Source organism: Sphingomonas bacterium (genome assembly GCF_028289855.1).
Lineage (GTDB): Bacteria > Pseudomonadota > Alphaproteobacteria > Sphingomonadales > Sphingomonadaceae > Sphingomonas.
Window position 1 is genome coordinate 18374 of the sequence record NZ_JAQGKZ010000037.1, and the last position, 9081, is coordinate 27454.

At 64.9% G+C, this 9081-nt stretch carries 8 protein-coding genes; 6 read left to right on the plus strand and 2 right to left on the minus strand.

The annotated features are described in order from the left end of the window. Nucleotides 1-14: 14 nt before the first annotated feature. Complete coding sequence (locus tag JWM94_RS03260; RefSeq protein WP_299421661.1) at nucleotides 15-278, minus strand: GlsB/YeaQ/YmgE family stress response membrane protein; 264 nt, start codon at nucleotides 276-278, stop codon at nucleotides 15-17. Between the two features lie 232 nt (nucleotides 279-510). On the opposite strand from JWM94_RS03260, the gene JWM94_RS03265 reads away from it, so the two are divergent. The 3 genes from JWM94_RS03265 (at nucleotide 511) to JWM94_RS03275 (ending at nucleotide 6184) form a co-directional block, all read left to right on the plus strand. Further along, entirely contained in the window at nucleotides 511-1680 is a 1170-nt protein-coding gene (locus JWM94_RS03265) for an efflux RND transporter periplasmic adaptor subunit (protein ID WP_299421665.1), read from the plus strand. Between the two features lie 22 nt (nucleotides 1681-1702). Then, nucleotides 1703-4849: an efflux RND transporter permease subunit gene (locus tag JWM94_RS03270; RefSeq protein ID WP_299421668.1), complete on the plus strand. Its 3147-nt coding sequence runs from the start codon at nucleotides 1703-1705 to the stop codon at nucleotides 4847-4849. Between the two features lie 66 nt (nucleotides 4850-4915). Then, nucleotides 4916-6184 (plus strand): DUF445 domain-containing protein, encoded by a 1269-nt coding sequence (locus JWM94_RS03275; RefSeq protein WP_299421673.1) that lies wholly within the window; start codon nucleotides 4916-4918, stop codon nucleotides 6182-6184. Here the strand turns inward: JWM94_RS03275 and JWM94_RS03280 are convergent. Then, nucleotides 6181-6846 (minus strand): HAD family phosphatase, encoded by a 666-nt coding sequence (locus JWM94_RS03280; RefSeq protein WP_299421677.1) that lies wholly within the window; start codon nucleotides 6844-6846, stop codon nucleotides 6181-6183. The genes JWM94_RS03275 and JWM94_RS03280 overlap by 4 nt on opposite strands. 62 nt (nucleotides 6847-6908) lie before the next feature. On the opposite strand from JWM94_RS03280, the gene JWM94_RS03285 reads away from it, so the two are divergent. From JWM94_RS03285 to JWM94_RS03295, 3 genes are all read left to right on the plus strand, one after another. Then, entirely contained in the window at nucleotides 6909-8009 is a 1101-nt protein-coding gene (locus JWM94_RS03285) for an ABC transporter permease (RefSeq protein WP_299421681.1), read from the plus strand. Then, entirely contained in the window at nucleotides 8009-8827 is an 819-nt protein-coding gene (locus tag JWM94_RS03290) for an ABC transporter ATP-binding protein (protein ID WP_299421685.1), read from the plus strand. The genes JWM94_RS03285 and JWM94_RS03290 overlap by 1 nt, the downstream gene beginning before the upstream one ends. After that, on the plus strand, nucleotides 8827-9081 hold a 255-nt coding region (locus tag JWM94_RS03295; protein WP_299421688.1), incomplete at its 3' end, for an MlaD family protein. The genes JWM94_RS03290 and JWM94_RS03295, both read left to right, overlap by 1 nt.

Genomic DNA, 9081 nt, shown 5'->3' on the forward strand with positions numbered 1-9081 from the left:
GATGAACGGCACAATCAGCCGGGCCGGCGATGTCGGACGACGCGATAGATTGCCAGCACCACCACCGCGCCAACGATGGACGCGGCATAATTCTGCCACGTGCCGCTGATTGCCCTATGCATCGTTTCCGCGACGAAACCTCCAATCAGCGCGCCGGCAATGCCGATCAGGATGGTGCCTACCCCACCGCCCGGGTCCTTGCCGGGCATCACGAACTTTCCGATTACACCAACCACAAGGCCGATCGCCAGCCACGCTAGGATCGATCGTTCGGGCATGGGATTTCCTTCCCAGGAACGCGCCCTTCTACGGCGCGGCGCGCATAGCTTCGGCCTCTCCGCCAAGCGATGCAACCGAAACGGCGCAACGGCTTGCGATTCGGGGCCGAAAAGGGCAAAGCGACGGATGCCTGCACCGAGCCTCTTGAGGTCGGTGCTTTATTTGTATAACACAGTTATACCGAGGCCGTCGCGCCTCGACCAAGAGCGGGTACATGGGGACGTGGCGGAGATGAATTACGAGCCGAGCGGCGGCTATGCGCTGACCGACGAAATGGAACGGCCACGTCGCCGGCGCCGGTGGATCATCGGCGGCGTTGCCGCAATACTCGTCCTGCTCGTCGCGTTCGTCGTGATGCGGCCGAGCAAGCCCCCGGCTGGCGCGGGTGCCAATGGCGGGCAACCGGCCGATCAATTGCCGCCGGTTACCGTCGCCGCTCCGGGCAACGGCGTCGTCGATCGTTCGATTTCGGGCACCGGATCGCTCGCCGCGCGGATCGACATGCCGGTCGGCGTCGCCGGCGAAGGCGGCCGCGTGACCGCCGTACTCGTTCAGCCGGGCCAGTGGGTCGGCGCAGGTCAGGTGCTTGCGACGGTAGATCGCTCGGTTCAGTCGCAAACCGCCAACAGTCTGGCCGCGCAGGTCGCGGTCGCCCAGGCCGATGCCAGGATCGCGCAATCCAACGTCGACCGCGCGCAGTCGCTGGTCGGCAAGGGATTCATCTCGAAGGCCGAACTCGAAACCAAGATGGCGACCCGCGACGCCGCGGTGGCGCGAGTCCGTGTCGCAAATGCGGCGCTCGCGCAACAGCGTGCGTCGAACGGACGGCTCGATATCCGCGCCCCAGCCGCCGGCCTGGTGCTGACGCGGTCGGTCGAACCCGGCCAGATCGTGAGCGCGGGGTCGGGCGCCTTGTTCCGCATGGCCAAGGGCGGTGAACTCGAACTGCGCGCCGAACTCAGCGAAGGCGATCTTCAGACGCTCAACGTCGGCGCGCGTGCGCAGGTGACGCCGGTCGGCAGTACGCTGAGCTTTCCCGGCTCGATCTGGCAGATGCCGTCGGTCATCGACCCCCAGACGCGCCGCGGCATCGTGCGGATCGCGCTGCCCTATGACAAGGCATTACGCCCCGGTGGCTTCGCCTCTGCGTCGATTTACGGCGGCGCGAGCACTCTGCCGGTCCTGCCCAACTCGGCGATCCAGACGGACGCCAACGGCAATTTCGTGTATATCGTCGGCAAGGACGACAAGGTCGAGCGGCGGCCGATCAAGACCGGCGAGGTATCCGACCGCGGCGTCACCGTGGCATCGGGCCTGTCGGGCAACGAGCGCGTGGTACTGTCGGCTGGCGCATTCCTGAGCCCGGGCCAGAAGGTCAAGCCCATCCTGCGCAAGCCTTGAATACGATTCCGAGGACCTGATTATGAGCTTCCGCAACATCTCCGCCTGGTCGATCCGCAATCCGGTTCCGAGCCTCGTCGTGTTCATGATGTTGACGGTGGCGGGGCTCGTCGCGTTTGCCACGATGAAGGTCAATAACGACCCCGATATCGATTTCCCGGTCGTGATCGTGTCGATTTCGCAGCCCGGTGCGGCACCGACCGAACTCGAAAACCAGGTCACGCAAAAGGTCGAAGCTGCGGTTCGCAGCCTGTCGGGAATCGATGAGATCAACTCGAACGTCACCGAGGGCAATTCGGTCACGGTCGTCCAGCTCGACATCGGCACGCCGGTCGATCGCGCGGTCGAGGACGTGCGCAGCGCGTTGCAACAGATTCGCGGGAGCCTGCCCGACGGCATTCTGGAACCGCAAGTCGAACGCGCCAACACCACCGGCAACGACCTCGCCAGCTATGCCGCGGTAACCAGCGACATGACGATCGAGGAACTGAGCTGGTACATCGACAATACGGTGACCAAGGAATTGCAGTCGGTCAGCGGCATGGCGACGGTCAACCGCAACGGCGGTGTCGACCGCGAGATCCGCGTCAAGCTCGACCCCGCCAAGCTGCAATCGCTCGGGTTGACCGCGAGCCAGGTCAACGCGCAGCTGCGCCAGGTCAACCTGAACGCATCGGGCGGCCGCGCGGAAATCGCCGGATCCGAACAATCGGTGCGCGTGCTGGGCAACGCCGCCGACGCCTATGCGCTCAGCCAGACCCAGATCGCGGTCGGCGGCGGGCGCACGATCAAGCTGTCCGACATCGCCACGGTCCAGGATCAGTTCGCCGAACAACGCTCTGCCTCGCAGCTCGACGGCCGCCAGGTCATCACCTTCGACTTCCAGCGCGCCAAGAGCGCATCCGACGTCAGCGTGTTCCACGGCGCCGAAAAGAAGCTCGCCGACCTGCAGGCAAAGAACCCGAAGGTTCAGTTCAAGCTGATCTTCAACGAAACCGAATATGCCGAAAAGCAATATCATTCGGCGATCGAGGCGATGGTCGAGGGCGCCGCGCTCGCGGTGGTGGTGGTGTTCCTATTCCTGCGCGACTGGCGTGCGACGGCGATCTCCGCACTCGCCATCCCGCTCTCGGCGATCCCGACCTTCTGGATCATGCAATTGCTGGGCTTCACGCTCAACCAGATGACCCTGCTCGCGTTGAGCCTGGTCGCCGGGGTGCTGGTCGATGACGCGATCGTCGAGATCGAAAACATCGTCCGACACATGCGGATGGGCAAGACCGCGTACCAGGCGTCGATCGACGCCGCTGACGAGATCGGTCTTGCGGTGCTCGCCACCACCATGTCGATCGTCGCGGTGTTCCTGCCGGTCGGGCTGATGCCCGGCGTATCGGGACAGTTCTTCAAGAATTTCGGCCTGACCGTCGTCGCCTCGGTGCTGATGAGCCTCGGCGTCGCCCGGCTCATCACGCCGATGATCGCGGCCTATTTCCTGAAGGCGAAGGGACACGCCAGCCACGGCGAAGGCCGGATGATGGATGCCTATATGGGGGCGTTGCGCTGGACGCTTAGGCATCGCTGGTCGTCGATCGTTGCGGGCGCGCTCGCGCTGGTGTTGACGATCGTGTTCTTCGCGATCCTGCCGCAGTCGTTCCAGCCCGACCAGGACCAGGATTCGTCGACTGCATCGATCGAGATGGTCCCAGGCACCACGCTGGCCGAAACGCAGGCGGTGGTCGACAAGGTCGCGGGCATTTTGAGCAAGCAACCGCAGGTCGACGACGTTTATGCCCGCGCCTTCGTCGGCAGCGGCCGAGTCACCGCCATCTTCAAAAAGAACAAGGACAAGAAGAGCGTCAAGTTCGAGCGCGATCTCGCCCCCACGCTGGCGGCGATCCCCGATGCGCGGGTGTCGTTCCGCTCGCAACAGGGATGGGGATCGAGCGGCCGCGACATCACCGTCGTGCTGGGCGGCGCCGATCCGAAATTGCTCAACGACACCGCGCAAAAGATCGTCGCGCAAATGTCCAAGCTGAAGAGCGTGATCGCACCGCGGATCCAGGGCGACATGCAACAGCCCGAACTGGTGATCCGGCCACGCTTCGATCTTGCCGCCGATCTGGGCGTCACGACTCAAGCGCTGTCGAGCGCGATCCGGCTCGCGACGCTGGGTGACATCGACCAGAACAAGGCCAAATTCTCGCTGTCCGATCGCCAGGTGCCGATCACCGTCGCGCTCGAACAATCGTCGCGGTCGCGGATGGCGACGATCCAGAACCTGCCGGTGCCGACCGCGAGCGGCGGTTCGGTGCCTTTATCGACCGTCGCCGAGATCGGGTTCGGCGCGAGCCCGTCGAAAATCCAGCGCGTCCAGTTGCAGCGTCAGCTGACCGTCGGCGCAGACCTCGGCATCAATCCCAAGACCGGCAAGCCTTTGGTGTCGGGTGAGGCGTGGAAGGACATCAACAACCTGCCGATCATGAAGAACCTGCCCGTCGGGGTCGAGAAATTGACGCTCGGCCAGGCCAAGTGGCAGGCGGAGATGATCAACAACTTCCTCGTCGCGGTCGTCTCGGGCATCTTCCTCGTGTTCGCGGTGCTGGTGCTGCTCTATCGCCGCATCCTGCCGCCGTTCGTCAACATGGGGTCGCTGCTGCTCGCGCCGCTGGGCGGACTGATCGCGCTGTGGATCACCGGTCAGGCGATTTCGATGCCGGTCTATATCGGGCTGCTCATGCTGCTCGGCATCGTCGCCAAGAACTCGATCCTGCTGATCGATTTCGCGCTCGAGGAAATGCAGAAGGGCGTCGATAGCCTGGTCGCGATCGAGGATGCCGGGCACAAGCGCGCGCAGCCGATCGTGATGACCACGGTGGCGATGGTCGCCGGCATGATCCCGACCGCGATTTCGTTGTCGGGCGACGCATCGTGGCGCGCACCGATGGGCATCGTCGTGATCGGCGGGCTGATCCTGTCGACCGTGCTGACGCTGTTAATCGTGCCGGCAAGCTTCAGCCTGGCGGTCGGGATCGAAAAGTGGCTTGGGCCGAAACTGACCCGCCGCCTGTTGACTTATCGTCCCGGCGACGACGGTTCGACGGTGATCGATACGCGTCCCGGCGCGCCGCGGCCGATCGGTTACGACCAGGGACCGCAACCTGCCGAATGACCTAGGGTCTGTACTCGCCGGGGGAGGGGGCTTGAACCTTCCCCCGATTGAGGGATTGTTTGGGGCATGAAGCTGGCGCGCTTGCCCCTACCCGGCTCGACCGCCACGTCGCCGGCGCTTCGCCGGATGCGGATTGTCGCGACCGCGTTGCTGCTGGCGATGGCATTGGTGTTCCTCGCCGCGCGTGCGCTCGGCGACCGGCATCCGGCCTGGGGCTTCGTCCGCGCCTTTGCCGAAGCCGCGATGGTCGGCGGGCTGGCAGACTGGTTCGCGGTCACCGCGTTGTTCCGCCATCCGCTCGGCCTGCCGATCCCGCACACGGCGATCGTGCCGCGCAACAAGGACCGGATCGGCGATACGCTGGCCAATTTCCTGCGCGACAATTTCCTGATCCCGCGCGTGGTGGCGCGGCGGATGCGGCGGATGGACGTAGCGGGCGCGGCGGGGCGCTGGCTCGCCAACCCAAAGGGCGCGACGGAAGGGCGGTTGCGGCGCGGCGCTTCGCGGCTGGCGGCCGACATGCTCGAATCGCTCGATCAGGAACGGCTCGGCGGGATGGTGCGCACGACGATCGCGCAGCGGCTGCGGGCGCTCGAGATTTCGCCCTTGCTCGGCAATGCGCTATCCGCCGCGATCGCGGAGAACCGCCACGTCCCGTTGCTCGACGGCATCGTGAAATGGGCGGCGAAGGTGCTCGAGGCCAACCAGCCGATCATCCGCGCGATGGTCCACGAGCGCGCCGGCGGGATCATGCGCTGGACCGGCCTTGACGAGACGCTCGCCAACAAGATCATCGCCGGGCTCGACGGGATGATCCACGACATGGCCAACGAACCCGGCCATCCGTTGCGCGCCAAGGCCGAGGAAGGGCTGGCGCAACTCGCGCATGACCTGCAGTTCGACGAAACAATGCGCGCGCGGGTGGAGGGGTTCAAGGCGGAGATGCTCGACAATCCCGCGCTCGCCGATTGGTGGCAGGGAATTTGGGAGCAGATGCGCGGCGCGATGCTCAAGGTCGCGCGCGACCCCGATTCGATGATGGCCGGCCGGTTCGGCGAGGCACTGCGTCAGCTCGGCACGACGTTGCAAGACGATCCCGAACTCGCCGCGACGATCAACCGCTTCGCGCGCCGCGCCGCGGTCGGCACCGCTGCCGATTACGGCGATGCCATCGTTCGCCTGGTGTCGGAAACGGTGCGCGGCTGGGACGCACGGACGATCACGCAGCGGCTGGAAAACGCGGTCGGCCGCGACCTGCAATATATCCGCATCAACGGGACTTTGGTCGGCGGATTGGTCGGGCTCGTGCTCCACACGATCGACGTGGCGCTCTAGCGCCAGCTGAGGATCGGCCAGCCCTTTTCCTTGGCCAACGCCGCCAGTGCCGCATGCGGGTTCACCGCGAATGGCTCGTCCGCCCAATCGAGCGTCGGCGCGTCCGACACGTGATCCGAATAGAAGCGGACATGCGCATCGTCGCGCGCGATCCCCTGCCCCGCCATCCACGCTTCGATCATCCGCAATTTGGCCGGGCCATAGCAATTCTCGCCCGCGATCCGCGCCACCAGCCGGTCGCCCTCGACCGTCGAGGGCGTCGCGACAACGTCGTCAATGCCAAGTGCCCGGGCGATCGGCCGTACGTAGAAATCGTAACTCGCGGTCGCCAACACGACACGATAGCCCGCCGCCTTGTCGCCGGCGATCCGCGATCGAGCATCGGCGTAGACGTTGGATCGCGCTATCTTGTTGGCAAACCGATCGGCGACGCGATCGACGATGGCCCGTTTGGCCCGCATTCCCATGACAATGGCCTGAGTCCGCGTTTTCAATCGCGCTCGGTCGATCCCCCCGAAAAGATAGAGCAGGGCTGGCACTAATACGCGCGGAACAGGCACGCCTCGCCACCACTGGTCGCGCATGTAGGCGCGGAGAAACGGCGTCCACGTCGCGCGTCGCGTGATCGTCTTGTCCATGTCGTAAATCGCGAGCCGCTGCATGCCGCCGTCATGGCGTCCATGTTATTGCCGATCCAGCCATAATCTTTCATGGTCGCGACCGAATGAGCCAACCCGCAGCCTTTACCGACGACGGCGACGCCGGCACGCTGCGCTTTTCGGGCAGCCTGTCGCTGGCCAATCTCGGCGACTTGCCCGACCGTCTTTCAGCCTATGACGGCAAGGCCGAACGGCTCGACCTGTCGGGAATCGAGCGGATCGACACGATCGGCGCGTGGACGATCCATCGCTTCAGCCAAAAGAACGGCGCCGCAGTCGAGGGGCTGAGCGAAGACGGCCAACATTTGTTCGACCAGGTGCAGGCCGCCGACCAGCCGGTGCGGATCCGCGGCGAACATGTCCCGGCCTTTAGTCGGGTGCTCGGGGAGATCGGCGCGGCGACGATCCAGTCGGGAAAGACGCTGTATGGGCTGCTCGGCTTTCTGGGCGCGACGACCCTGGCGTTCTGGGCGACGATCCGCCACGGCCGCTTCCGCTTCAACGCGACGGTCCAGCGGTTCGAAGTGGTCGGCGTCTCGGCGCTCGGCATCATCGGGTTGATGAGCTTCCTGATCGGTATCGTCATCGCGCAGCAGGGCGCGGTCCAGCTCCGCCAGTTCGGCGCGGAGGTCTATACGATCAACCTGGTCGGGCGACTGTCTTTGCGAGAGCTCGGCGTGCTGATGACCGCGATCATGGTGGCCGGGCGATCCGGGTCGTCGTTCGCCGCGCAGCTCGGCACGATGAAACTGACCGAGGAAATCGACGCGATGCGAACGATCGGCGTCTCGCCAATGGAGGCGTTGGTCGTGCCGCGGGTGATGGCGACGGTACTGATGATGCCGCTGCTGGGCTTTTATGCGGCATTGGTGTCGATCATCGGCGGCGGCTTGCTGTGCTGGGCGGCCCTCGGCATCCCGTTCATCACGTATGTGCAGCGCATCCGCGAGGTCGTGCCGGTCAGCGATGTTTATATCTGCCTGATCAAGGCGCCGGTATTCGGCGCGATCATCGCCATGGCGGGGTGTTTCCAGGGCATGCAGGTCGAAGCCGACGCCGAACAAGTCGGTCTGCGTACGACATCGGCGGTGGTGCAGGGTATTTTCCTGGTGATCGTGCTCGACGCCTTCTTTGCGGTGTTTTTCTCTTGGGTCGGGTGGCTGTGATGGCCCCGGCGAAGAAGGAAATCGTCATCAGCGTGCGCGGGCTGAAGAACAGTTTCGGCGAGCAAGTGGTGCACGACGACCTCGACCTCGATGTCTATCGCGGCGAGATCATTGGCGTGGTCGGCGGATCGGGCCCCGGCAAGTCGGTGCTGATGCGATCGATCATCGGCCTCCAGACCCCCGATGAGGGCGAGATTACGGTGTTCGGTGAGCCGACGATCGGCCGCGAGGAAACCGAGGCGACCGATATCCGTAAGCGCTGGGGGATCCTGTTCCAGGGCGGCGCCTTGTTCTCGACGCTGACCGTCGCCGAAAACGTCGAAGTGCCGATCAAGGAATTCTACCCCAAGCTCGACGCCGTCCTGCTCGACGAGATCGCATCGTACAAGGTGGTGATGACCGGCCTGCCCGCCGATGCCGGACCCAAATACCCGGCCGAACTGTCGGGCGGGATGCGCAAGCGCGCCGGGCTGGCGCGCGCGCTCGCGCTCGATCCCGAACTGCTGTTCCTCGACGAACCCACCGCCGGGCTCGACCCGATCGGCGCCGCCGCGTTCGACGAACTGACCAAGTCGCTCCAGCGCACGATGGGGCTGACCGTGTTCCTGATCACCCACGACCTCGACTCGCTCTACGCGATCTGCGACCGTGTCGCGGTGCTGGCGGACAAGAAGGTCATCGCGGTCGGCACCATCGACGAGCTATTGGCGTTGGACCATCCGTGGATCGAGGAATATTTCAAGGGGCCGCGGGGCCGTGCGGCGATCACGACGCAGGAAGCGCACGAACATGCGCCGCAACAAGCAGGGGCTGATTGATGGAAACGCGGTCAAACCATGTGCTGGTCGGCGGGGTCGTGCTGATCCTGATCGCGGTGCTGGCGCTGTTCATCGTGTGGATCTCGCGCTTCGGCGCGGAGGGCAAGCGCGAGTATGACATCTTCTTCAAGCAATCGGTCGATGGCCTCGCCAAGGGCTCTTCGGTCAATTTCTCCGGTGTGCCGATCGGCCAGGTCAAGGAAATCGCGCTCGACGCCAAATCGCCCGAATTCGTTCGCGTGCGCGTGACGGTC

Excerpts from the sequence above, each read along its gene's own strand:
- JWM94_RS03260 (WP_299421661.1), bottom strand. The coding sequence starts at position 278 with ATGCCCGAACGATCGATCCTAGCGTGGCTGGCGATCGGCCTTGTGGTT.
- JWM94_RS03265 (WP_299421665.1), top strand. The coding sequence starts at position 511 with ATGAATTACGAGCCGAGCGGCGGCTATGCGCTGACCGACGAAATGGAA.
- JWM94_RS03270 (WP_299421668.1), top strand. The coding sequence starts at position 1,703 with ATGAGCTTCCGCAACATCTCCGCCTGGTCGATCCGCAATCCGGTTCCG.
- JWM94_RS03275 (WP_299421673.1), top strand. The coding sequence starts at position 4,916 with ATGAAGCTGGCGCGCTTGCCCCTACCCGGCTCGACCGCCACGTCGCCG.
- JWM94_RS03280 (WP_299421677.1), bottom strand. The coding sequence starts at position 6,846 with ATGCAGCGGCTCGCGATTTACGACATGGACAAGACGATCACGCGACGC.
- JWM94_RS03285 (WP_299421681.1), top strand. The coding sequence starts at position 6,909 with ATGAGCCAACCCGCAGCCTTTACCGACGACGGCGACGCCGGCACGCTG.
- JWM94_RS03290 (WP_299421685.1), top strand. The coding sequence starts at position 8,009 with ATGGCCCCGGCGAAGAAGGAAATCGTCATCAGCGTGCGCGGGCTGAAG.